This is a genomic window from Paenarthrobacter sp. NPDC056912, from assembly GCF_042786555.1.
Taxonomy (GTDB): Bacteria; Actinomycetota; Actinomycetes; order Actinomycetales; family Micrococcaceae; genus Arthrobacter.
In genome coordinates this window covers 179,302-202,918 of the sequence record NZ_JBHUCD010000004.1, presented here as the reverse complement: position 1 = coordinate 202,918, position 23,617 = coordinate 179,302, and the positions used below count along the sequence as shown (strand labels likewise).

At 63.8% G+C, this 23,617-nt stretch carries 23 protein-coding genes; 6 read left to right on the top strand and 17 right to left on the bottom strand.

The genetic code is table 11. The features are described from left to right. Nucleotides 1–3: 3 nt before the first annotated feature. From ACFRJ9_RS06360 to truB, 9 genes are all read right to left on the bottom strand, one after another. Nucleotides 4–369, bottom strand: a complete 366-nt coding sequence (locus ACFRJ9_RS06360) for a DUF6507 family protein (RefSeq protein ID WP_377665583.1) — start codon at nucleotides 367–369, stop codon at nucleotides 4–6. A gap of 229 nt (nucleotides 370–598) precedes the next feature. Next, nucleotides 599–1,060 carry a DUF1579 family protein gene (locus ACFRJ9_RS06355; RefSeq protein WP_377665581.1) on the bottom strand — a complete coding sequence of 154 codons (462 nt, stop codon included), beginning with the start codon at nucleotides 1,058–1,060 and terminating at the stop codon, nucleotides 599–601. Nucleotides 1,061–1,167: 107 nt separating this feature from the next. Beyond that, entirely contained in the window at nucleotides 1,168–2,511 is a 1,344-nt protein-coding gene (locus ACFRJ9_RS06350; RefSeq protein ID WP_377665579.1) for a M16 family metallopeptidase, read from the bottom strand. 80 nt (nucleotides 2,512–2,591) lie between these two features. Beyond that, nucleotides 2,592–4,844, bottom strand: a complete 2,253-nt coding sequence (locus tag ACFRJ9_RS06345; protein WP_377665577.1) for a polyribonucleotide nucleotidyltransferase — start codon at nucleotides 4,842–4,844, stop codon at nucleotides 2,592–2,594. A 241-nt stretch (nucleotides 4,845–5,085) separates the two neighbouring features. Then, complete coding sequence (gene rpsO, locus ACFRJ9_RS06340) at nucleotides 5,086–5,355, bottom strand: 30S ribosomal protein S15 (protein ID WP_017198030.1); 270 nt, start codon at nucleotides 5,353–5,355, stop codon at nucleotides 5,086–5,088. A 214-nt stretch (nucleotides 5,356–5,569) separates the two neighbouring features. Continuing rightward, nucleotides 5,570–6,553 (bottom strand): bifunctional riboflavin kinase/FAD synthetase, encoded by a 984-nt coding sequence (locus ACFRJ9_RS06335; RefSeq protein ID WP_377665575.1) that lies wholly within the window; start codon nucleotides 6,551–6,553, stop codon nucleotides 5,570–5,572. 88 nt (nucleotides 6,554–6,641) lie between these two features. Further along, nucleotides 6,642–7,091: a hypothetical protein gene (locus ACFRJ9_RS06330; protein WP_377665573.1), complete on the bottom strand. Its 450-nt coding sequence runs from the start codon at nucleotides 7,089–7,091 to the stop codon at nucleotides 6,642–6,644. A gap of 2 nt (nucleotides 7,092–7,093) precedes the next feature. Then, nucleotides 7,094–7,447: a hypothetical protein gene (locus ACFRJ9_RS06325; RefSeq protein WP_377665571.1), complete on the bottom strand. Its 354-nt coding sequence runs from the start codon at nucleotides 7,445–7,447 to the stop codon at nucleotides 7,094–7,096. A gap of 2 nt (nucleotides 7,448–7,449) precedes the next feature. Further along, a complete protein-coding gene (gene truB / locus ACFRJ9_RS06320; protein WP_377665569.1) occupies nucleotides 7,450–8,403 on the bottom strand; it encodes a tRNA pseudouridine(55) synthase TruB in 954 nt (317 codons plus the stop codon). A gap of 34 nt (nucleotides 8,404–8,437) precedes the next feature. Here truB and ACFRJ9_RS06315 point away from each other — a divergent pair, with 34 nt between their 5' ends. Beyond that, nucleotides 8,438–9,592: a pyridoxal phosphate-dependent aminotransferase gene (locus tag ACFRJ9_RS06315; RefSeq protein ID WP_377665567.1), complete on the top strand. Its 1,155-nt coding sequence runs from the start codon at nucleotides 8,438–8,440 to the stop codon at nucleotides 9,590–9,592. A 6-nt stretch (nucleotides 9,593–9,598) separates the two neighbouring features. Here the strand turns inward: ACFRJ9_RS06315 and ACFRJ9_RS06310 are convergent, their stop codons facing one another. The 6 genes from ACFRJ9_RS06310 to rimP form a co-directional block, all read right to left on the bottom strand. Beyond that, the gene (locus ACFRJ9_RS06310; RefSeq protein ID WP_377665565.1) at nucleotides 9,599–10,081 is read right to left on the bottom strand and encodes a nucleoside deaminase; all 483 of its coding nucleotides are present in this window, start codon (nucleotides 10,079–10,081) and stop codon (nucleotides 9,599–9,601) included. A 77-nt stretch (nucleotides 10,082–10,158) separates the two neighbouring features. Then, nucleotides 10,159–10,662, bottom strand: a complete 504-nt coding sequence (gene rbfA / locus ACFRJ9_RS06305; protein ID WP_231339130.1) for a 30S ribosome-binding factor RbfA — start codon at nucleotides 10,660–10,662, stop codon at nucleotides 10,159–10,161. 77 nt (nucleotides 10,663–10,739) lie between these two features. Continuing rightward, a complete protein-coding gene (gene infB, locus ACFRJ9_RS06300) occupies nucleotides 10,740–13,601 on the bottom strand; it encodes a translation initiation factor IF-2 (protein ID WP_377665563.1) in 2,862 nt (953 codons plus the stop codon). Nucleotides 13,602–13,753: 152 nt separating this feature from the next. Then, a complete protein-coding gene (locus ACFRJ9_RS06295) occupies nucleotides 13,754–14,095 on the bottom strand; it encodes a YlxR family protein (protein WP_377665561.1) in 342 nt (113 codons plus the stop codon). A 196-nt stretch (nucleotides 14,096–14,291) separates the two neighbouring features. Continuing rightward, nucleotides 14,292–15,272: a transcription termination factor NusA gene (gene nusA / locus ACFRJ9_RS06290; RefSeq protein WP_377665559.1), complete on the bottom strand. Its 981-nt coding sequence runs from the start codon at nucleotides 15,270–15,272 to the stop codon at nucleotides 14,292–14,294. Then, nucleotides 15,272–15,883, bottom strand: a complete 612-nt coding sequence (gene rimP, locus ACFRJ9_RS06285; RefSeq protein ID WP_377665557.1) for a ribosome maturation factor RimP — start codon at nucleotides 15,881–15,883, stop codon at nucleotides 15,272–15,274. Before rimP ends, nusA begins: the two co-directional genes overlap by 1 nt. Before the next feature lie 105 nt (nucleotides 15,884–15,988). On the opposite strand from rimP, the gene ACFRJ9_RS06280 reads away from it, so the two are divergent. Together ACFRJ9_RS06280 and ACFRJ9_RS06275 are read left to right on the top strand one after the other, a co-directional pair. After that, on the top strand, nucleotides 15,989–17,071 hold the full coding sequence (locus ACFRJ9_RS06280; RefSeq protein ID WP_377665555.1) for a DUF4439 domain-containing protein: 1,083 nt from the start codon (nucleotides 15,989–15,991) through the stop codon (nucleotides 17,069–17,071). 173 nt (nucleotides 17,072–17,244) lie between these two features. Beyond that, entirely contained in the window at nucleotides 17,245–18,249 is a 1,005-nt protein-coding gene (locus ACFRJ9_RS06275) for an aminoglycoside phosphotransferase family protein (RefSeq protein WP_377665752.1), read from the top strand. A gap of 30 nt (nucleotides 18,250–18,279) precedes the next feature. On the opposite strand, the gene ACFRJ9_RS06270 is transcribed toward ACFRJ9_RS06275, so the two are convergent. Together ACFRJ9_RS06270 and ACFRJ9_RS06265 are read right to left on the bottom strand one after the other, a co-directional pair. Further along, complete coding sequence (locus ACFRJ9_RS06270; RefSeq protein WP_377665553.1) at nucleotides 18,280–19,077, bottom strand: sulfite exporter TauE/SafE family protein; 798 nt, start codon at nucleotides 19,075–19,077, stop codon at nucleotides 18,280–18,282. After that, nucleotides 19,074–20,885: a proline--tRNA ligase gene (locus tag ACFRJ9_RS06265; protein ID WP_377665551.1), complete on the bottom strand. Its 1,812-nt coding sequence runs from the start codon at nucleotides 20,883–20,885 to the stop codon at nucleotides 19,074–19,076. Before ACFRJ9_RS06265 ends, ACFRJ9_RS06270 begins: the two co-directional genes overlap by 4 nt. 506 nt (nucleotides 20,886–21,391) lie before the next feature. Here ACFRJ9_RS06265 and ACFRJ9_RS06260 point away from each other — a divergent pair. From ACFRJ9_RS06260 to ACFRJ9_RS06250, 3 genes are read left to right on the top strand one after another with little or no spacing between them, the layout of a single operon-like run. Beyond that, a complete protein-coding gene (locus ACFRJ9_RS06260) occupies nucleotides 21,392–22,141 on the top strand; it encodes an ABC transporter ATP-binding protein (protein ID WP_377665549.1) in 750 nt (249 codons plus the stop codon). Nucleotides 22,142–22,149: 8 nt separating this feature from the next. After that, nucleotides 22,150–22,893, top strand: coding sequence for an ABC transporter permease (locus ACFRJ9_RS06255; protein WP_377665547.1), 744 nt, complete (start codon nucleotides 22,150–22,152; stop codon nucleotides 22,891–22,893). Further along, nucleotides 22,890–23,501 carry a TetR/AcrR family transcriptional regulator gene (locus tag ACFRJ9_RS06250; RefSeq protein WP_377665545.1) on the top strand — a complete coding sequence of 204 codons (612 nt, stop codon included), beginning with the start codon at nucleotides 22,890–22,892 and terminating at the stop codon, nucleotides 23,499–23,501. The genes ACFRJ9_RS06255 and ACFRJ9_RS06250 overlap by 4 nt, the downstream gene beginning before the upstream one ends. The last annotated feature ends 116 nt before the right edge of the window (nucleotides 23,502–23,617 follow it).

Below are 23,617 nucleotides of genomic sequence, written 5' to 3'. Positions count from 1 at the left end.
CCCCTAACCCACCGGCACCGGACAGAACCTGCCCACCCGGAAACCCAGCCCGGACCAAGCCACCACGCTTCCGGAATGAGCCAGCGACGTGGCCACCATCTGCTCATCACCGGTGACATACGCGGTGATCGCAGCCTGCGCACCACCAAAGATATTGGCCGTCCGCTGCGCCAAGGCCCACAGGCCCTTCATCAGCACCGTCTCGCCATAAAGCTGGAGGGCCACATGAACGGGGCCCCCGTGGAGAACTCCACTCAACTCATCACGGACATGCCGGAGCTTTGCCTGCACCGGACCAAGCCCACCGGTGCGCTGCTTCACTGCAGCCACCACGGCCAACACCCCGCCAGAATCAATGTCGTACGCCAACCAAATCGCCTTCCACTAGGTCAAACCCGCCCCGTTCATCCATCGAAATGACAAACTCGGGCATGGGCATATACCTATGACGTGACCTTTCAGGCCAAAACGTGACGACGAATCCGCGATCCACCAACCGAGACCCAAGCCCTAAGCACCGCGTGCGGTAGCCCAATCCGTGGGTTGTTCACCAAGCGCGGGGCCAGGAGTTCTGCACCGTCGCGGCCAATCAAACGTGTCAGGCCCTCCGGAAGACGCTCTTCAGCAGCGGGCTGAACCCGGCAGTTCCTTCGAGCCGCAAGTCAGCCGTGTGCACCAGGACGCCGTCCTCAACACGGAACGTGTGCCTGGCTACGCCATCACCCGTTCGCCGGTCCAAGGTCAACGTGCCTGCACTCCAGGTTCCGCGGACTGGACTGGCCGGTGGCCTGCCCATGCTGTCCACGTAGTACCACAGCGTCTCTCCGTGGTCTCGATCCACGGTGAACATGCCGTGGCCTTCAAAATGTGCGCCGTCCGCTTCACGGTGCCGGTAGCTCTGGACCACCGCGTAACCGCCGGCGGCCTTGGTGAACACCACCTCGGCCTCAGCGGTCCGCGCAGACCCCCAGGGCGATGCGGCGATCTCCGTGATTCCCCGCCAGTGACCGATGAAGTCCCGGAGCATCTCTGCAGCCTGGCCGCTCGAGGGCAGTTCCATCACGTCTCCAATGTCAAACAGGGCAGCATCATCACCGTGTGATCATGCTGCCCTGTTGGCAGTGCGTGAGTCCAGCGTTTAGGGACCGAACAAGAGGCGGGAAATTCTCAGAACCCGAATGTCTCGGTTTCCTCGAACGGACCCACGACGGTGATGGTCCGGGGAGCTGCGGCGAGTTCTCGGGCGAGTTCCTGCACATCTTCCACGGTCACGGCTTTGATGCGGGCCAGTGTCTCGTCAATGTCCTGGAATTCTCCAGACACCAGTTCCGCCCGGCCCAGCCGTGACATCCGCGAGCCGGTGTCCTCCAGCGCAAGGACAATTCCGCCGCTGAGCTGTCCCACGGCCTTCCTGAGTTCTTCTTCGGTGATGCCGTCCTTGGCGAGCTTGTCCAGCTCGACGCCCAGGAGTTCCAGCACTTGGCGCACCTTTGAGGGCGTGCAACCGGCGTACATGCCAAAGTAGCCGGCATCAGCGTATGCGGCGGTGAAAGAGTACGTGGAGTAAACGAGTCCACGCTTTTCGCGTATCTCCTGGAAGAGGCGGGAGGACATGCCCCCGCCAAGGACAGCGTTGAGCACGCTCATGACAAAGCGGCGGTCGTCCGTAGCCACGATCGTGGGGCAACCCATGATGATGTTTGCCTGCTCCACGGGACGCTTGACCACATGGAGACCCGAGGTGCCGGTGATGACCGCGCGTTCGGTACCCCTCCGCTTCACGGGAGCGGCACCTTGGTCAAGCTGCCAACCAGCTGCCTTCAAGGCGTCAAGAACCAAGTCACAGACGACGTCGTGATCCAGTCCCCCGGCCGCTGTGATGACAAGCTCCTCCGGACGGTAGTAGCGCTGGTAGTGCTCCCAGACAGACTCTCGGGACACAGCCTTGATGGCGTCCGGAGTCCCGCCGATAGGACGGGCGAGCGGGTGGTCGCCCAGCACTGCCTGCACGAACTTCTCGTGGGCAACATCCGTGGGGTCATCGCTGTCCATGGCGATTTCCTCAAGGATGACGTCCCGCTCCTGCTCCAGTTCGGCCGGATCCAGGACGGCGCCGGTGATCATGTCCGCAATGACATCTATGGCCATGGGAAGGTCCGTATCAAGAACCCTGGCAAAGTAGCAAGTACTTTCCTTGGCCGTTGCCGCGTTGGACTCGCCGCCTACCTCGTCGAAGGCAGAGGCTATTTCCAAGGCAGTGCGGCGTTTGGTGCCCTTGAACAACAGGTGCTCCAGGAAGTGTGTGGAACCGTGCTGGCCCTCCGCCTCGTCACGCGAACCCACCGCCACCCAGAACCCGATGGTGGCCGAACGCTGCCCGGGCATCGCCTCGGTGAGGACGCGCACGCCGCCGGGCAGGACAGAACGCCTGACGACTGAACCGCCTTCGGCGCCGTGAATCAATTCGCCACCGGGAAGGGTCTGCTCCAACGGCAAGGGTACGACAGTCATTAAGACCTTTCGGGTTAAGGCCGGAAGGGCCGGTGGAGCTTTTTCAAGCCCACCGGCCCCGCCGGGGTATTGCTAAGTGACTACTCTGCGGACTCTTCAGCGGCCTCGGCCGGAGCGTCCTCGGAAGCTGCGCCTTCTTCTTCGGCAACAACCGGGGAGAGGGAGAGCTTGCCGCGGTCATCGATCTTGGTGATCTCAACCTGGACCTTCTGGCCCACCGAGACAACGTCATCGACGTTGTCCACGCGCTTGCCATTGGCCAGCTTGCGGAGTTCGGAGATGTGCAGCAGGCCGTCCTTGCCCGGGGTGAGGGAAACGAAAGCGCCGAAGGTGGTGGTCTTGACGACCGTACCCAAGTAGCGCTCACCGATTTCCGGCACCTGCGGGTTGGCGATGGCGTTGATGGCGGAACGTGCTGCGTCGGCAGACGGACCGTTGGTAGCGCCAATGTAGACCGTGCCGTCATCTTCGATGGAGATGTCCGCGCCGGTGTCTTCCTGGATCTGGTTGATCATCTTGCCCTTGGGGCCAATGACCTCGCCGATCTTGTCCACGGGGATCTTGACGGCGATGACGCGCGGAGCGAACTCGGAGAGCTCGTCCGGGGTGTCGATCGCCGCGTTGATGACCTCGAGGATGTGGAGGCGTGCTTCGCGGGCCTGCTTCAGGGCTGCTGCCAGCACGGAAGCGGGGATGCCGTCGAGCTTGGTGTCCAGCTGGATCGCCGTGATGAACTCGGATGTACCGGCAACCTTGAAGTCCATGTCGCCGAAGGCATCTTCGGCGCCGAGGATGTCGGTCAGTGCGGCGTAGCGGGTCTGGCCGTCAACCTGGTCGGAGACCAGGCCCATGGCGATACCTGCAACAGCTGCCTTCAGCGGCACACCAGCGTTGAGCATGGAGAGCGTGGAGGCACAGACCGAACCCATGGACGTCGAACCGTTGGAACCGAGGGCCTCGGATACCTGGCGGATGGCGTAAGGGAACTCTTCGCGGGTGGGCAGAACCGGAACCAGGGCGCGCTCAGCGAGGGCGCCGTGGCCGATTTCGCGGCGCTTCGGGGAACCGACGCGGCCGGTCTCACCGGTGGAGTACGGCGGGAAGTTGTAGTTGTGCATGTAGCGCTTGCGCGTTACCGGCGACAACGAGTCGATCTGCTGCTCCATCTTGAGCATGTTCAGCGTGGTGACACCCATGATCTGGGTCTCGCCGCGCTCGAAGATAGCGGAACCGTGAACGCGGGGAAGAACCTCAACCTCAGCGGTCAGCTGGCGGATGTCCGTCAGGCCACGGCCGTCGATGCGGACCTGGTCCTTCAGGATGCGCTGGCGGACAACGTGCTTGGTGACCGAGCGGAACGCTGCGGACAGTTCCTTCTCGCGGCCTTCGAAGTCTCCGGCCAGTGCGCCAAGGACCTCGTCCTTGAGTGCGTCGGAGGCGTTGTCGCGGTCCTGCTTGTCAGCGATCTGGAAGACTGCAGCAAGCTTGTCAGCGGCAGCGGCTTCAACAGCGGCGTAGACATCGTCCTGGTAATCGAGGAAGACCGGGAACTCAACGGTGGGCTTGGCAGCGCGGGCTGCCAGGTCGGCCTGTGCTTCGCAGAGAGCCTTGATGAAAGGCTTGGCAGCCTCGAGGCCCTCGGAAACAACCTCTTCGGTGGGGGCAGTCGCGCCCTGTTCCTTGATGAGGTTCCAGGAGTTGTCCGTGGCTTCGGCTTCAACCATCATGATGGCGACGTCGTCACCGGCGATACGGCCGGCCACAACCATGTTGAAGACGGCGTTCTCAAGCTGGGAGTGCTTGGGGAAAGCAACCCACTGCGAACCCTGCTCGTCGGCGATGAGGGCAACGCGGACGCCACCGATCGGGCCGGAGAACGGGAGGCCGGAAAGCTGCGTGGACATGGAGGACGCGTTGATCGCGACGACGTCGTAGAGCTCGTCCGGGTTGATCGCCAGAACGGTGACGACGATCTGAACCTCGTTGCGCAGGCCCTTGACGAAGGCGGGACGCAACGGGCGGTCCATGAGGCGGCAAGCCAGGATGGCTTCTGTGGACGGGCGGCCTTCACGACGGAAGAACGAGCCCGGGATGCGGCCGGCAGCGTACATGCGCTCCTCGACGTCAACCGTCAGCGGGAAGAAGTCGAAACCTTCGCGCGGCTGCTTGCCTGCGGTGGTTGCCGAGAGCAGTGCAGTGTCTTCATCGATGTAGACCATCGAGGCGCCTGCTGCCTGCTTGGCAAGGCGGCCGGTTTCGAAGCGAATGACGCGCTTGCCAAAACGGCCGTTGTCGATGATGGCTTCGGAGAACTGGATTTCGGGACCCTCCATAGAGAGTCACCTCCGTTTCTGTTAGCGGAAGTCCGCCGCATCAACCCAGGCCTCTTCTTTTTTCCTGGCCTGTACGACACCCGGTCATCGATCGAGATCCACGGGCGTCATCACCACAGATGACCTTCCCGGGAATCACTACCGAGGACCGCGAATGCGCGATGCGGTTGATTCCTGTTTTTAGTTGTTGGTGAAGAAGGCGGCCCGTTCCGAAAGGGACCGGGCCGCCCCTAAAGGCAGACTAGCGACGCAGGCCGAGACGCTCGATGAGCGCACGGTAGCGGGCGATGTCAGTGTTCTTCAGGTAGGAAAGCATGCGCTTGCGACGACCAACCATGGCCAGCAGACCGCGCTGGGTGTGGAAGTCGTGCTTGTGCTCCTTCATGTGCTCAGTCAGATCCTTGATCCGCTGAGTCAGGACTGCAACCTGAACCTCGGGCGAACCGGTGTCGCCTTCAGAGGTTGCGTATTCCTTGATGATGGACTGCTTTACAGCGGCGTCAAGTGCCACGTGAACTCCTAGAGTTGTGCCGTGCCTCCCGGTGCAGCGCCTCGCTGACGGGTTGCCCTTGGTACGTTGCCGCACACAAAAACAGGTCCAGCCGCCACGGACTGCAGCCGGATCCACTCATCAGTTTACCGGCAGGTCAGCAGTGTTGTCGAAAGCGCCGATTACCAGCGATTCAGGCCACAGTCCCGGCAAGCGCACGACGACGGCCTGCCGCCTAGCGTTTGGTCAGCAGCTCATGCGCCTGGGCCACGTCCAGGCACATCTGTTCCACCAAGGCTTCAGGTCCGCGATACGCCACCATGCCGCGAAGTCGCTGCGTGAATTCCACCGCCACCGTCTGTCCGTAGAGGTTGAAATCCTCCACGTTTTCCTCGGGACGGTCGATCACATGGGCCTCCACCTGGCGGCTGACGCCGTCGAACGTGGGGTTGGAACCGACGGAGATGGCCGCTGGCCAGCGCGTCCCGGACTGGTCGATCAGCCATCCCGCGTAAATACCGTCCGCCGGGACGTAGCCCGAGGAATCATGGGCCAGGTTCGCGGTCGGGAACCCTAGATCCCGCCCGCGGGCAGCCCCATGCACCACTTCGCCGCGCATACGGTGGGGCCGGCCAAGCACTGCGGCCGCAGTCACCACATCGCCTTCGGACAAAGCTTCCCGCACCCAGGTGGAGGAACAGCGGCGGTCGGTGTCGGCGTCGTCGTGCACCGGGGAGCCGCCAGCACCGTATTCGTTGACGACCTGCACGCCAAAACCAAGCTGGTCACCCAATTCCTGCATGGTGACGACGTCACCCACGTTCCCTGCACCGAAGCGGAGGTCGTGGCCCACAACGACGTGCGCCGCGTGAAGACCCTCCACCAGGACGTCGCGGACATATTCCACTGGCGTCATGGCGGCCAGGTCCAACGTGTACTTCATGACCAGGACGGCGTCGACTCCGGCCTCGCCCAAGGCGTCAAGCTTGTCCTCAAGGCCCATGATCAGCTCCGGCGCGGACTCGGGGCGATGCAGTTGGGCAGGGTGGGGATCGAAAGTTACGGCCACCGACGGGATGTTGTGCCGCTTGGCGGTATCCGTCAGTTGCGCCAGAACATGCTGGTGTCCACGATGGACCCCGTCAAAGTTCCCGATGGTAACGACAGTTGGTCCGAAGTCCTTGGGGACTTCGGTGGGATCGTTCCAGATGTGGACCATCAACCTCGCCTTTTACTGCAGATATTCGTTCCGCCCGGCAACCTCCCGGCGCCGGAACATTCTAAGGTTACCCGCAAGGGTGCCTGGCTTAGGACGGCCGGCGCTTGTTGAGCCACAGGAGCCCAAGGATTGGCAGCACCAGCGGGACAAAACCGTAGCCGCGCCCGAACAGCGACCAAACAGTATCGTGCGGGAAAGCCACCGGATCGAAAAGGCTGATGGCCCCGACCACGAGGACGCCCACGAGTTCCGTGAGCACGGCAGCCAGTGAAATCTTGAACCAGGTACGGCCGGGCTTTGCCAGCGAGATGGTCGCTACGATGTAGACGGCCGCCGCGAACGCGGAAAGTATGTGCGCCAGCGGTGCCTCGCCGAACTTGGTAGCAATCTGGTAGCCGGCACGGGCAGTTGCCGACAGGGCGAACACGGCGTACACCGCAATCAGGAGGCGGCCCGGGCCTGTGTTCCTGGTGTCCTTGTTCGACTCCGGAAGCTGCCGGTTGGTCTCGGTTCCAGTCACGTTGTGTTCTTCTTTCAAGGTCAGTACCAGATCTGGTTCATGCGGGCAGCCATAACAAGCACCGTAACGCCGACGGCCGCGAGAACGAAGTTGCTCCAGCGGGTTCGTTCAAGGATGGCCCAATACACGGCGCCCAACGGGATCATCAATGCCGTGGCCAGATATCCCCAAAACTCCCACGCTTCGCCGGCCATCTGCTCCCCCGTGGCCACGCGGACGATCGATCCCACCAAGTAGACCAGCAGCGCCACTTCCACAGCGAGAACGGAGAATATGGTGGGGTCGTTGGGGGCTTTCTTCATCAAACCGGCAACGAGGCACATGATCGTGGACACCAGCCCGACGATCAGGATGGAGTAGAAGTAACCGTCCATGACTACTCAGCCTGTCCACGTACAGTATCCGCGCCGGAACCCGTACCTGGCCCCGTGCCGGGGGCGAAGACCAGGACCGGCTTCGCGAAACTCCCGGTGTCGGCCAAGAGGGCCACGAGTTCGCCCGACGGCGCGAACGCTGCGGCCGGCTTATCGGCCGTAGCGGCGTCCGGAGTGCCGGCTCCAGGGCCTGCGGCAATCCGCCGCCCGAAGGAGATCTCGGTGGTTTCCTCGTCGCTCAGTTCCCGGTTGGGCATCAGTGAGCGCGCGGCCAGGGACATTTCCAGGACTTCAAGCTCTTCGGCCAGCTGTTCCAGGGTGCGGGCCTGGTCAATCGAGTACGGTCCCACCTGGGTCCGGCGAAGGGCCGTCAGGTGTCCCCCGACCCCCAACGCGGCACCAAGGTCGCGGGCGAGGGCGCGGATGTACGTGCCGGAAGAACATTCAACCGTGACGTCGACGTCCACTACCGTGCCGCCGTCGACCCTTTGGATGGAGTGGATATCGAAACGGTGGATGGTCACTGGGCGCGCAGCGAGCTTGACTTCCTCGCCGGAGCGGACGCGGGCGTAAGAACGTTCACCGTTGACTTTGATGGCGCTGACGCTGCTGGGCACCTGCTGGATAGGTCCGGTCAGGGCGGCGACACCGGCTGTGACGGCGTCGTCCGTGACCTCAGAGGCGCTGCGGGCCTCGGTGACCTCACCCTCGGCGTCGTCAGTAATGGTGGTCTCGCCGAGCCTGATGGTGGCGGTGTACGTCTTGGACGTACCCACAATGTAGGTCAACAGGCGCGTCGCCTTGTTGATGCCGAGCACCAAAACGCCCGTGGCCATGGGATCCAGCGTTCCCGCGTGGCCCACTTTCCGGGTACCAGCCAGCCGCCGCATCCGGCCAACCACATCGTGGCTGGTCCATCCCTGCGGTTTGTCAACGATCACCAGTCCAGAAAGCACGCTTACCAGTATATGGGTGGCTAGGATGGCTCCCATGCCTGAGCTTGCCGCGCACGTCCGCGACGTCCCTGTGAACCAGATCCGCGAAATCACCGAAGCCGCTTGGTCCACCCCCGGAGCGATCGTCCTCAGCATCGGGGAACCGGGCTTTGCCCTGCCGCGGCACGTCCTCGACGCCGGCATTGCCTGCTTGGACAGGGATGAGACCAATTACACACCGAATGCCGGGTTCCCGGCGCTCCGCCAAGCGTTTGCCGCCCGTTTCCGGGAGCAGCAGCAGGTTGATATCGGTGCCGAACGGGTTTACGTAGTTGACGGCGCCCAGCAAGGTCTCCACTTCGCCATGAGCCTCCTCCTCTCCCCCGGCGACGAGATCCTGATCCCGAACCCCGGCTATCCCACGTTCGCCATGACCAGCCGCCTGCTCCACGCGATTCCTGTGCAATATCCGCTATATCCGCACAACGACTTCCAGCCGCACATCGAGGACATTGAAGCCCTGGTCACGCCACGGACGCGGGTCCTCATGCTCAACTCGCCCTCCAATCCCCTCGGGGCCGTCATCAGCGAGGAAGCCACCCGCCAGCTGGTGGAGTTGGCCGTGCGCCACGATCTGTGGATCATTTCCGACGAATGTTACGAGGCCTTCACCTTCGACGTCCCCCATGTCAGCCCTGCCCGTTTTGACAGCGCCGTTCCGGGCGAAGCCCGAGTGTTCACCTCCCTGACGTTGTCGAAAACTTATGGCCTGACAGGCTTGCGGATTGGAGCACTGGTTTGCCCGCCCGGGTTGGAGCAGAAGATGAACAACGTCATGGAGTCGATCGTTTCCTGCGTTGCGTCGCCGTCGCAGTACGCCGCTTTGGCAGCCCTGACAGGGCCGCAGGGCTATGTGGAGACGGCGCGTGACCACTACCGGAGCAACCGGGATGCCGCCTCCGCCGTCCTCGAAGGCAAGGGAATTCCGTTCCTGGGGGCGCAGGGTGCGTTCTACCTGTGGGCGGATGTCTCGCACCTGAGCGGCGGGGACGTCCGGGCATGGGTGCGGACATTCCTGGCGGAATCAGGCGTCTCCTTCGCGCCGGGCACAGCCTTTGGGTCCATCGGCGAGGGATGGATCCGGATTGCGCTTTGCGGCAGCCAACAAGACCTGCTCGACGGCGTCACGCGGCTTCCGGCGCGGGCTTAGGTTCTGCTAGTAGGCGGTCCGGCGCGTGTGGTTGCGCCACGCCTCGAACGGCTCGTCGGACGCCGCCAGCTCGTTGTGCTCCACGGGGAGCAATTCGGGCCTGTCGCCGCTGAAATATTCGTAGAAGAGTGCGTCGTCGAATCCGGCCCTCGCGGCACCATGCCGGTCAGCGGCAAAGTAGACGCGTCCGATCCTGGCCCAGAGCGTGGCTGAAAGGCACAGCGGACAAGGCTCACAGCTGGCATAGAGGACGGAGCCGGAGAGGTCGAACTTCCTGATGGCCGCGGCCGCTCGGCGGATCGCCACTACTTCTGCGTGGGCCGTGGGATCGTGGTCCCGCGTCACCCGGTTGACGCCTTCATAGACAGTACCGTCCGGTGTGACGACGACGGCGCCGAAGGGGCCACCGCCGTCGGCAACGTTTTGCACGGCGAGCCGTATGGCCTGGTTCAGGTATCCATCACGCTGGTGATCACTGTGCACCGACATGCTCCGATCTTAGCGAGTCCAGGCAGTAGAAAGGCCGGTTCCCGTGGTGGGAACCGGCCTTTCATGTACTGAGACTTCTAGCGGTTGGCGTCTTCGTCGAGTTCGTTGTCGCCGGAGAGGTCAGTGTCCTCTTCGTCGAAGTCGTCTTCGTCGATGTCCTCCGGGGCATCCCCCTTGTAGGGGTCTGCCTCGCCTGCGTGCTTGGCGCTGGCAGCCAATGCGGCTACCTCGGCGTCGCGACGCTTGGCTTCACGCAGCAGCTCCTCAAGGTTCGAGGCGTTGACCGGAATCTGGTCAGCCACGAATTCGAGCGTCGGTGTGAGCCGGACAGTGATGTTGCGGCCAACTTCCTGCCGCAGCACACCCTTGGCCTTCTCCAGCGCCCTGGCGGCGTCTGCGTGGGCTACCTCGTCACCGAACACGGTGTAGTAGATAGTGGCGTGCTGAAGGTCGTTGGTGACGCGGGCGTCGGTGACCGTGATGGACTCGACGCGCGGATCCTTGACCCGGCGTCCGAGGGCCTCAGCGACGACGACCTTTATCCGCTGTGCCAGCTTGGCAGCGCGTGCGGGATCAGCCATGACTTCCTCCTGGAAAGTAGAAACGGGTACGGAACGGGTCCGCCGGGGTGACCCGACGGACCCGTTCCAAACGGAACCTAGACGCGCGGCTTTTCGCGCATTTCGAAGGTCTCGATGATGTCGCCTTCGTTGATGTCATTGAAGGAGCCAAGACCGATACCACACTCGAAGTCGGTACGGACTTCGGTGGCGTCATCCTTGAAGCGCTTGAGCGTCTCAACGGTGAGGTTGTCACCGATGACCTTGCCGTCGCGGCTGACACGTGCCTTGGTGTTACGGCGGATGATGCCTGAACGGACGATCGAGCCGGCGATGTTACCGAACTTGGAAGAACGGAAGACTTCGCGGACCTCGGCGGTACCGAGCTGGACTTCCTCGTATTCCGGCTTGAGCATGCCCTTGAGGGCCATCTCGATGTCATCGATTGCTGCGTAGATGACCGAGTAAAAGCGCATGTCCACGCCTTCACGGTCAGCCAGTTCAGCAACGCGCTCAGCAGGCTTGACGTTGAAGCCAATGATGATGGCGTTGTCCACCGTGGCGAGGTTGACGTCGTTCTGCGTGATGGCACCCACACCGCGGTGGATGACACGGAGCTGAACGTCGTCGTCTCCGACGTCGATCTTGAGCAAGGCGTCTTCGAGGGCTTCCACGGCACCGGACACGTCACCCTTGAGGATGAGGTTGAGGGTATCGATCTTGCCTTCGGCAACGGCCTGGTCGAAGTCTTCCAGGCTGATGCGCTTGCGACGCTTGGCCAGTGCGGCGTTGCGGTCGGCAGCTTCACGCTTCTCAGCGATCTGGCGGGCCGTACGCTCGTCAGGGGTCACCAGGAAGGTGTCGCCTGCACGCGGCACGTTGGACAGGCCGAGGACCTGGACCGGACGTGACGGCAGTGCGACATCGAGTGCCTCGCCGTTTTCGTCGAACATGGCGCGGACGCGGCCGTGAGCCGTACCGGCCACGATCGTGTCGCCCACGGCCAAGGTACCGGACTGCACCAGGACGGTAGCCACGGAACCGCGGCCCTTGTCCAGGTTCGCTTCGATGGCGATGCCTCGAGCGTCCTTGTCCGGGTTGGCGCGCAGATCCAGTGCGGCGTCCGCCGTCAGCAGGACGGCATCGATCAGTTCGTCGATGTTGAGGTTCTGGCGTGCAGAGACCTCAACGAACATGGTGTCGCCACCGTATTCTTCGGGAACCAGGCCGTACTCGGTCAGCTGGCCCTTGACCTTGTCAGGGTTGGCGCCTTCCTTGTCGATCTTGTTCACTGCGACCACGATCGGCACGTTGGCTGCCTGTGCGTGGTTGAGTGCTTCCACCGTCTGGGGCATAACGCCGTCGTCGGCTGCAACAACCAGGATTGCGATGTCAGTGACCTTGGCACCACGTGCACGCATGGCCGTGAAGGCCTCGTGACCGGGGGTGTCAATGAAGGTGATGTCGCGGGCCTTGTCCTCGTGGACGTGGCTGATCTGGTAAGCACCGATGTGCTGGGTGATACCACCGTGCTCGCCGGCCACAACGTTGGAGTTGCGGATGGCGTCGAGCAGGCGGGTCTTACCGTGGTCAACGTGACCCATGACGGTGACAACCGGCGGACGCGGCTCAAGGACGTCATCGCCTTCGGCGTCGAGTTCGTCCTGGATATTGATGTCGAACTGGTCGAGCAGTTCCCGCTCTTCGTCTTCCGGCGAAACAACCTGGAGCTTGTAGCCAAGTTCGGCGCCAAGCAAACCAAAGGTGTCTTCGTCGAGTGACTGCGTAGCCGTGGCCATCTCACCAAGGTGGAACAGCACGGTAACGAGCGACGCGGGGTTCGCATCGATCTTCTCGGCAAAGTCCGTGATGGACGAGCCGCGACGCAAGCGGATGATGGTCTCGCCATCGCCGCGGGGTACTGATACGCCGCCCAGCGACGGAGCACTCATCTGCTCCAGTTCCTGGCGCTTTGCACGCTTCGACTTGCGCTGCTTGCCACGACCGGCGCCGCCCTTGCCGAAGGCACCCTGGGTTCCACCGCGACCGCGGCCACCCTTGCCGAAGCCACCGCCGGCGGGAGCTCCGCCACCGGTACCTGCACCTGGCGCGCCACCGGGACGACCCGGTCCGCCGCCGGGACGGCCTGCGCCACCGGGACGGCCTGCAGCACCCGGAGCAGGACGCTCAGTGCGGTTGGGCATCATGCCCGGAGTAGGACGGTTTCCGCCACCGGGACCACCGGCGGGACGCGGAGCGCCCGGACGGGGTGCGCCGGGACGCGGAGCGCCCGGACGGGGACCACCGGTACCTGCTGCGGGACGGGGACCACCGGCACCAGCTGCGGGACGGGGACCACCGGGACGTTCGCCGTCGTTGCGGCGTTCGCCTCGGGGCATGCCCTGGGACGGTGCAAACGGGTTGTTACCCGGGCGCGGCGGACGGTCTCCGTCGCCACCACGGCCGCGGGGCATCCCCTGCGACGTAGCAAACGGGTTGTTGCCCGGACGGGGGCCGCCGGGACGCGGAGCCTGGCCGCCTTGACGCGCAGGAGCCGGAGTCTCTGCCTTGGGAGCAGGACGGGCACCGGGCTTCGCGGAAACCGGCGTGGATGCGGCGGCAGCAGCGGGGGCTGCCGGTGCCTGTGCTGCGGGAGCCGGAGCTGCCGGAGCGGGGGCTGCAGGTGCCGGAGCCTTCGGCGCTGCGGGGCCGGGAGCCGGAGCGGCCGGACGGGATGCAGCGGGGGCAGCCGGACGGGATGCCGCGGGAACGGCTGCGGGCGCGGCGGACTTTGCAGCGCCGGCACCCGGGTAGGCGTCGCGAAGCTTCTTCACGACGGGGGCCTCGATGGTTGACGAGGCGGAGCGAACGAATTCGCCCAATTCCTGCAGTTTGGTTACTGCATCTTTGGAAGTAATACCGAGCTCTTTGGCGAGCTCATGTACGCGGACCTTGGCCACATTTCTCCTGTCTCGGTCCGCACCGAGCCAGGCACGAACCGTCTACTTCTTAATGCGGGCCCCTGCCGCATGCGCGGCTGAAAGGCCCATTGCAGAGCGCAACAAAGTTGTCATCGTTACGCACTCATCGCTGGGAACTCATCGGGTTTCCATCAGTTTTCTGACCCGCTTTCAGGTTTGGACGGTTTTCCCGTGGCGGCCTTGGCCTCCACAAGTGGCGTGCCGGGCATCAGGTGATGTTCCACGGCGCTTGTTTCAGTAGCGCCCGCAAGGGCCCTTCCGAAAGCTCGCCGCTTGATCGCCAATGCCAAGCACTTTTCGCTGGGGTGCAGCCACGCACCCCTGCCGGCCATCCGGCGTCGAACGTCGACAATGACAGCGGACGAACCGCTGCCTTGGGCGACCAGCCGGACAAGCTCGGACCGGGAGCCTTGCTTCCGGCATCCGATGCACGTGCGAACAGGCCCATGGCCATGATCAAGCAGTTCAGCCACGATGTGTCCAACCTGCCTTACGCTACTGGCGCCCGACAGCCCCGGTCCTGCAGATGCAGCTGGGGCACGTCAAAGCGCGCGGATACCGGACGTAAGCCCGGTTCCATCTAGTCTAGCCCCCCGGCCCCGGACTCCCGAAACCAGGTCTGCCGCCAGTGCGGCCGGGAACCGGCGGCCGGAGCCGCCGGTTGAACCCCTAGTCAGTCTTGGCTGGAGCGGCATCCGAGACGATATCGATCCGCCAGCCGGTCAGCTTGGCCGCGAGCCGCGCATTCTGGCCTTCCTTGCCGATGGCCAGCGAAAGCTGGTAATCGGGCACCACGACACGGGCCGAACGAGTCGCCTCGTCAGTGATTGTGACTGAATTCACACGCGACGGCGACAGGGAGTTGGCAATGAAGGTCGCCGGGTCATCGCTGAAGTCCACGATGTCAATCTTTTCGTCGTTGAGTTCCGTCATGACTGCACGGACACGCGAACCCATTTCACCGATGCAGGCGCCCTTGGCGTTAACGCCCGGGGTGTTCGCCTTGACAGCGATCTTGGTCCGGTGGCCGGCCTCGCGGGCCAACGCGACGATCTCGACGGAATGATCCGCGATCTCGGGAACTTCCATTTCGAACAGCTTACGGACCAGGCCGGGGTGCGATCGGGACAGCGTGATGGACGGTCCCTTGGCCCCGCGGTGGACATCCACCACGAATGCACGCAAGCGGCTTCCGTGGATGTACTTTTCACCGGGAACCTGCTCGGGCGGCGGCAAAAGTGCCTCCACCGCTCCCAGGTTGACCTGGATCATGTGCGGGTTGTTGCCCTGCTGGATCATGCCGGCAACCAGTTCGCCTTCTCGGCCCTTGAACTCGCCCAGGACATTATCGTCCTCGACGTCGCGGAGGCGTTGAAGGATGATCTGCCGTGCCGTGCTGGCCGCAATGCGGCCGAACCCGGCCGGAGTGTCCTCGAACTCACCGATGGGTTCGCCGTCGTCGTCGATTTCCGTGGCCCAGATGGTCACATGCCCGCTCTTGCGGTCCAGCTCTGCCCGGGCCTTCTCGAAGGCGCCGGGCGTCTTGTGGTAGGCCACCAGCAAAGCTTGCTCGATGGTGGGAATCAGGAGATCCAGCGGGATTTCACGCTCACGCTCCAGGAGTCTCAGTGCGCTCATGTCAATATCCATTAGGCCTCCTCAGAAGGTCCGTTGTGCTCGTCTTCCAGCGCAGCCTCGTGGAGGTGGCTGAATTCAATCTCGACTTTTCCTTGGCGGATCCTGTCGAAAGGAATAGTGATGGGGTCGCCTTGCTTGGGCTTCATGCCCTTCTTGACCTCGTGCTCGGGAATGAGCGTGACCGCGTCATCATCGACCGAGGCGATCCGGCCCAGCAGGTTATCGCCCTGGATGACGTTGACCCTGACCATGCGTCCGCGGGCACGGTGCCAGTGGCGTGGTTCAGTCAGGGGGCGGCCAACCCCCGGAGAGGAAACTTCAAGGTCATAGGGACGGCCGTCGTCATGGGGATCGTTGTCCAGGATGTCGGACAGTCCCCGCGAGACCTCCGCGATAGCGTCGAGGCTAACGCCGCCTGTCTCCTCCTGCGGAAGGTCCACGACGACGTGGACGGTGCGGTGTGAACCGGCAACGTGGATGGAAACATCCTCGAGGTAAAGCCTGCTGGCAAGGACAGCCGGTTCAAGCAGCGCCTTGAGCCTGCTCTCTTCCGGGTTGTGGATGGTGGCCGTTGAGTTTGATTCTGTACGGTCTGATGAAGTCGTGGCTTCCGAGTCACTCACGTTGCCCGCCGCCTCCCGATAGATGTTGTTGTGACTACTAGCCTAACGATTTTCACGGGAACTTGGTGCACGGAGTTCGCCGCCCACGTGACACCATGGTGTGTTGTGAACGGGCAGAGAAGCGAAAAACAGCGAACACCAGCATGGGGCAGGGTCCTGCTGGTTTCCGTGGTGGCGCTGCTGGTAGCCGGAACCGGAGTGGTGCTTATTCCGCGTGATTCCGCGAATCCCGCACCAGTCCCCTTCTCCGAAACCGCCCGAGCCGAGGCGCTTGGCGATGCCCTGCTGCTGCACGAATCCGCTGCCGCTTTGGCAGAAGCCGCCAACCGGGACGCCGGCACACAGGCCCTCGGAGAAGCTGTGACATTGCTGACAACCCATGCAAGAGCCCTCGTGGAGCCCGACGGTTCAACTCCTGCCCCCTCCGGCCCCGTTTCGTCCTCCTCCGGGGAGCGCACCCCCGCTGCGAAAACGACGCGCGCTTCGCTTGTCTCCGATCTGGCGGCGAGCGGCCGGAAACGCCTGGACGACGCCAGGAAGGCCGACGGCGGGATCGCCCGCCTGCTCGCAGCAGCCGGATCCGCGCAGCTGCTGCAGTCCGGGAGGCTGGCCACGGCGTGGCAGCTGCCGATCCAATCGCCGTCGTCGGTCGCTTCAGTCCCGGAAGCAACGCCGTCGTCGGCCCCTTGTCCTTCGGTCAGCCCCACTCCGGAAACCATGTCCGCCACCACAGATGCCGCCTTGGCCGCGATGGTCCGCTCCGAACAGGAAACCGTGTACGTCTACCAGGTGGCGCTCAAACGGCTGGGCGATGCCGCCGCGGCCTCTGCAGCGAAGGACCTGCTGGTCCATGAACAGCTGCTCCTGCAGGCGGAATCGCTGACTCGCGCGAACTGCGGCGACGTACCCACCAGGGAGGCGGGCTATCGGCTTCCTGCACAGTTCGCACAGGATCCTGCAGCTTCCTTGGGTGCACTGGAAAAGGACTCCTTGCCGGTTCTCGGCGACCTCATTGCCCTCTCCACCGGCGAAACCCGCGACTGGGCTATCGGGAGCCTGCTGTCCGCGAGCCAACGGACCTTGGACTGGGGTGCCGCGCTGCCGGAACTGCCCGGTTTGGTACTCGACGCCGACGCTTTGCCGCCGATGCCTGCACCGTCACCCAGCACGACACCCAGCGCCCGGTAGGCCTTCCTGGTCCACCTGCTGAAGGCCGCCTGCCAGTGTTGGCCCGGGATGACCGGCGGAGCATTCGCCTTGGCCGCAAACGTTGTCCAGGGGAAGCCGTCTGGGTGCATGCGGCGTTTTCCAAGGGACCAGCGCAGGGGCAGAGTTAGGCTGAACGTGTGACCCTTCACGCGATGATTCCCATTCCGGGCGACCTTCATGCCCGCTACAACCGCGACTCCGCGGGCCGAGACTGGTTGGCCAGCCTCCCGGGACTCATTTCAGAAGCCTTGGAGCGCTGGGATCTCTACGTGGACCTTGCCCCCGGTGCGGAGCCCTGGAACGGTCATGGAGCCTTGGTGGTGCCTGTCCTGCGAGACGGCAGTCCAGCCGCCCTGAAGATCGCGTTCCCCCACGAGGAAGCACTCGTTGAACGGCACGCCCTCACACTCTGGGACGGCCGTGGGGCTGTCCGCCTCCTGGCCGCCGATTCCGTGAGTTGCTCCATGCTCCTGGAACGCCTGGACTCGTCCCGGTGGCTGCAGGATGCCCCTATGGATGAAGCACGCGACGTGTGGGGATCCATCATGCGTGAACTCTCCATCACTCCCGACGATCGCCCGGAGTGGCGGGGGTTCGAGCATGTTGCCGCAACCGCTGAGCGATGGAGCGATGAGCTGCCCGCGGAATGGGAGCGCCAAGACCGGCCCTTCCCCCGTTGGCTGCTTGAGGCTGCCTTGGAAGTGTGCCAAACGCGCGGGGCGGTAGGACGCCGCTCCGGCAAGGACGTGCTGGTCCACACCGACCTTCATTTCATGAACATCCTCGCCACTTCAGGTGAGGATCAAGCACTACGCGGCCGCTACCTGGCCATTGACCCCCAACCCCAGATTGGAGAGGCCGAGTTCGCCGTTGCACCGATTCTGTGGAACCGCATCACGGAACTGCCGCGGAACAATCCGGCCGCTGGCCTGCGGGAGCGCTGCCATGACTTCAGCCTTGCCGCCAATCTGGATCCTGAAGCCGCGCGGCAATGGAGCATTGCCCGTGAAGTGGACAACGCGCTCTGGTATGCCGGAAAACCCGGACACAGCGGGGACCTCGCCCGTTCCCTCTGGGTTGCCAGCACACTGGCCGGAAGCACACTTGACGGGCTCCCGCCGGCGCACGAACTCCCCGATCCCGGCGATGCGGCGTAACAGCAGCCGGGCTTTGCCCGCAAGTCTGTCCTACGCAGCGAAGTTGTCGTTCCAGACGTCCACGCTGAGCTTGATGATCAGGGCAGCCACCACGATCAGGAAAACGATGCGGACGAACCGGCTCCCCTTGGACACAGCAGTTCTGGCGCCCAGGTAGCCCCCGGCCATATTGGCTGCGCCCAGGACCAGTCCTACTCCCCACAGCAAAGATCCGTGGGGAAGGAAGAACAGCAACGCGCCGGCGTTCGTAGCCATATTGACGATCTTGGCCTTGGCGCTGGCCTCCAGGAAGGCGTAGCCCATCGCAGAGACCAACGCGATGATCAGGAACGAGCCCGTCCCCGGTCCAATGAGTCCGTCGTAGAAGCCGATGACCGCGCCAATGAGGCACGCCACTATGTAGTGCTTATGGCCGTCATGACGCAGGGCCGTCAGCTCACCGGCATTGGGCCGCAGGGCAGTGAAAACGGCGACAGCAATCAAGGCCACGACGATGATCGGTTTGAAGACGCTCGCCGGGAGGGAAGCCGCCAGGATCGCTCCGCAGAAGCTCCCTGCCAGTGCAATGACCGCCATGGGAATGGCCGTCTTGAGATCCGGCCCCACCCGGCGGTAGTACGTGACAGCGCTGGTTGTGGTGCCAAAAATGGAACCCATTTTGTTGGTGGCCAATGCCTGGACGGGCGTGATGCCCGGAACCAGCAGCAGGGCGGGGAGCTGGATCAGTCCCCCGCCCCCCACCACGGCGTCAACCCAACCGGCTGCGAACCCAGTCACCACAATCAGGATGAGCGTGGTGAGCTGGATCGATTCGAAGCCGGAAATCACCGGCTACGGACGGCGTTGACCACGTAATCGACAGCCTTGTCCACCGCGATGTTCTCGGCTTCACCGCTACGGCGGTCCTTGATTTCAACGACGCCGTCCACGAGTCCGCGGCCAACGGCCAGGATGGTGGGGACGCCAAGGAGCTCAGCGTCGCCGAACTTGACGCCGGGCGAGACCTTGGGGCGGTCATCGAAGATGACATCGAGACCGGCAGCCTCAAGTTCCGCAGACAGTTTCTCGGCGGCCTCGAAAATCTCGTCTCCACGCCCCACCGCCACCACATGCACGTCTGCCGGGGCAACCGTGCGGGGCCACACCAGGCCACGGTCATCGTGGTTGGCTTCGGCCAAGGCCGCGACAGCGCGCGTAACGCCCACACCGTAGGAGCCCATGGTGACCACTACCTGCTTGCCGTTCTGGTCCAGCACCTTCAAGTCCAAGGCTTCCGCGTATTTGCGGCCCAGCTGGAAGATGTGGCCCATTTCGATGCCACGTGCGGTTTCGAGAGGTCCGGAGCCGTCCGGCGCGGGATCGCCCGCACGTACTTCGGTGCTCTCGATGACGCCGTCCCACGTGAAGTCGCGGCCCGCGACCAGCCCGAAGACGTGCTTGCCCTCAGCGTTGGCGCCGGTGACCCATGTGGTACCGGAAACGACCCGGGGATCCACAAGGAAGAGGAGCTTGGATGATCCTTCGAGCCCAAGGACAGGCTGGTCCAGCGACAGTCCGGGGCCGATGTAGCCCTTGACCAGCCACGGCAGCTTCTTGAGGTCCTCTTCGTTGGCAGCTTCGAGGCCGATTTCACCGGCGATCGGCAGGTGGGAGCCGATGTTGGCTTCCACGCGCTTGAGGTCCACGGCGCGATCGCCCGGCACGCCAATGACTACGATCTGGCGCTCACCGGTGGGCAGCGTTACGGCGAGCACCACGTTCTTGAGGGTATCGGCGCCAGTCCAGGCGCCGCCGTCGGACTCGCTGCGGGCAGCCAGCTGGTTGGCGGCGTCCACCAAGGTGTCGATCGTGGGTGTGTTCGGCGTGTCCAGTACCTGGGCTGCCGGTGCATTCGCGTAGTCGATGTCCGCCGGAACAACCGTGGTGACCGCTTCCACGTTGGCGTAGTAGCCACCGGCAGACCGGACAAATGTGTCCTCGCCGATGTCCGTGGGGAACAAGAATTCCTCGCTCTTGGACCCGCCCATGGCGCCCGCAGTCGCGGCCACGGGAATCACTTCCAAGCCCAGGCGTTCGAAGATCCTCAGGTAGGCACCGCGGTGGGCGGCGTAGCTGGCGTCCAGTCCGGCGTCATCAACGTCGAAGGAGTAGGAATCCTTCATGATGAACTCACGGCCACGGAGGAGACCCGCCCGGGGACGGGCTTCGTCGCGGTACTTGTTCTGGATCTGGTACAGGCTCAGCGGCAGGTCCTTGTACGACGAGTACAGGTCCTTGACCAGGAGCGTGAACATTTCCTCGTGGGTGGGTGCAAGGAGGTAATCTGCACCCTTGCGGTCTTGGAGGCGGAACAGGCCTTCGCCGTACTCGGTCCAGCGGTTGGTGGCCTCGTAGGGTTCGCGGGGAAGAAGAGCCGGGAAGTGGACTTCCTGGGCCCCGATGGCGGACATTTCCTGGCGGATGATTTCCTCGACCTTGCGAAGGACGCTCAGTCCCAGCGGGAGCCATGTGTAGATGCCGGGCGCTGCCCGGCGGATGTAGCCGGCGCGCACCAGGAGCTTGTGGCTGGCGACCTCGGCGTCGACGGGATCTTCACGCAGGGTGCGCAGGAACAACTGGGAAAGGCGAAGGACCACGGGTACGTATCCGTTTCTATGGCAGATGTGGCTAAAACAACTGTCTACTAATCTACCGGCTGGCGGCCATGCGGCTCGAACGGACCCACTCCAACAGCCGCTCCCACAGAGAAGAGCCACGCCGTCGCGTCCGGAAGCCCCTGGCCGCTACGGGCTGGTCATCCTGCGATGGCGTGGCTCAGCGGCCGGCCGGCCGCAGACTCTGTCCGAGGACTAGTTCCCCGTTCCCTCCAGCCGAACGGGACAGCCTGCGACTGGGAAGCGATGGTGACTGCCGAGCTCACGGATGGTTCGGATGCGGTTGGCACCCATCAAGGACGTACTCATGATTCCCCCTAAACCACCCGCGCCCCAACGACACGGCTTGGGAAGAACCTATGTGATAGCAGACACGTTTTCAAGGATTTGCCGCCCGCTAAATTTGCGCTGCGCCCTTGACCGGCCCCGTCGGCAGTCCTATTTTTAATTCATCACTTGGTGAATTATTGGAGCCCTCGGAGGCCGATATGTCCCTTCCTTCAAAGGCCATCGAGGCCACCGGACTTCACATTTCCCGCGGACGGAGCACGATCCTTCGAGGCTTGGACTTCACCGTGGACGCCGGCCGGATCACAGGGCTGCTGGGGCCATCAGGAAGCGGTAAGACAACGCTCATGCGTGCCGTAGTAGGCGTCCAGCGGATCACCCAAGGAACCATCAACGTCCTGGGCAAGCCAGCTGGCAGCGCCCCGCTACGGCACGACGTCGGATACGTCACCCAGGGTGCCAGCGTCTACCCGGACCTCAGCGTCGAAGCAAACGTACGCTACTTCGGCGCCATGCACGGCGCGACGGCGGCGGACACAGCGGAGGCGATTGACGCCGTCGGGCTTAAAGCGTTCGCCAGACAGAAGGCAGCCGACCTTTCAGGTGGGCAATTCAGCCGGGTCTCCTTGGCCTGTGCGCTGGTGGCCCGTCCACAACTGCTGGTCCTGGACGAACCCACTGTGGGACTCGATCCCGTACTGCGCGCCGAACTGTGGGACAGGTTCGCCGCGATGGCGGCTGCTGGAACGACCCTCCTGGTTTCAAGCCATGTCATGGAGGAAGCGTCACATTGTTCTTCGCTGCTGCTTCTGCGGGACGGGCTGTTGCTGGCACAGCTCTCCCCCGCGGAACTCGCAGAACGCGGACGCAGCGACGATCTGGAGCGGGCCTTCCTGACCATCATCAAAGCCGCCGATCGCGGCGACGCCGAAAGCCCGGTGGCATCATGAACCTCCGAATGACACTGGCCACCGCCACCCGGGTCCTGGAGCAATTGCGGCACGACCACCGTAGCGTGGCGCTGATCCTCGTGGTCCCGGCACTGCTGCTCGCAGCCGTCTATTTCCTCTTCGAGAACGAGACATTGCCGCCAGGTTTTCCCCGCACCTTCGACAGGGTCGGCCTGATGATGCTGGCCATTTTCCCCTTCGTGGTGATGTTCCTGGTCACCTCCATCACCATGCTGCGGGAGCGAACCTCCGGGACGCTCGAACGCCTCCTGACAACGCCCATCCACAAAGCCGACCTGCTGTTCGGCTACGCCCTGGCCTTCTCCATCATGGCGGCCCTGCAGTCCTTGGTGGCCACCGCAGTGGCGTACTGGATATTTGACCTCGACATCGAGGGAGCTCCCGGACTTGTCATGATGATCGCCGTCATCAACGCAGTTCTGGGCGTCGCCCTGGGGCTCCTGTGCTCGGCCTTTGCCCGCACAGAGTTCCAGGCAGTGCAGTTCATGCCCGTGGTGGTGGTGCCGCAGATCCTGTTGTGCGGGCTGTTCGTTGCCAGGGACGACATGAACGATGTCCTCGACGCGATCTCGGGCGTCCTGCCCCTGACGTTCTCCGTGGAGGCCTTGAAGGAAATCGCCGGCAACGCCACTGCGACGGCGGCCTTGTGGCAGAACACGCTGACTATGGGCGGGATCGTAGTGGGGGTCCTTGTCCTGGCCTCCCTGACCCTGCGGCGGCAAACCCGGTGAGCCTGGAGCCGCTGCGGCGGGGCCGCAGGAGCGCACGTGACCATTCCCGGGAGGCCATCCTCGTGTCCGCCCGGAGGTTGTTCGCCGAGCAGGGGTTCGAAGGGACAAGCCTCCGGCAGGTGGCCCGGGAGGCTTCAGTGGACCCAGCCATGGTGCACCATTTCTTCCAGGGCAAGGACGATCTGTTTGCCGCAAGCGTCGAGTTGCCTGCCGACCCTGCGGAGGTCCTGGCCGGCGTCGAAACCATGGATCCGTCGGTGAGGGCCGAAGCCATTGTCCGTGCTGTCCTGCGCTTGTGGGAGAGTCCGGCGCAGCACGGTTTGGTGGCGTTCGCCCGAGGCACCATCGGGTCAAAGGCGAAGAGCGGGATGATGCGCGAAGTCGTCTCGAGGGCCATCCTGTCCCGGGTCATGGCGGGCGTGCCCGGCAGCGGCGACGAGGTACTACTGCGTGGCAACCTGGTGGCGTCCCAGACGGTGGGCCTCATCCTTGCCCGGTACGTAATCCGGCTAGAGCCCTTGGCCTCCGCCAGCCAGGACGAGGTGGTCCACTGGGTGGCACCGACCATCCAGCGCTACATCACCGGGGACCTGGACTCCCCGAAGTAGCTGGCAGTTGTGGGGTGGGGCCCACCGGGGGGGGCACCCCAAAGGCCGGAGGGGGGGGTTGCCCCAAAAACAAAAACGGGGGCAAGGGCCCAGCGGCAGGGAACCCCACGGTTTGG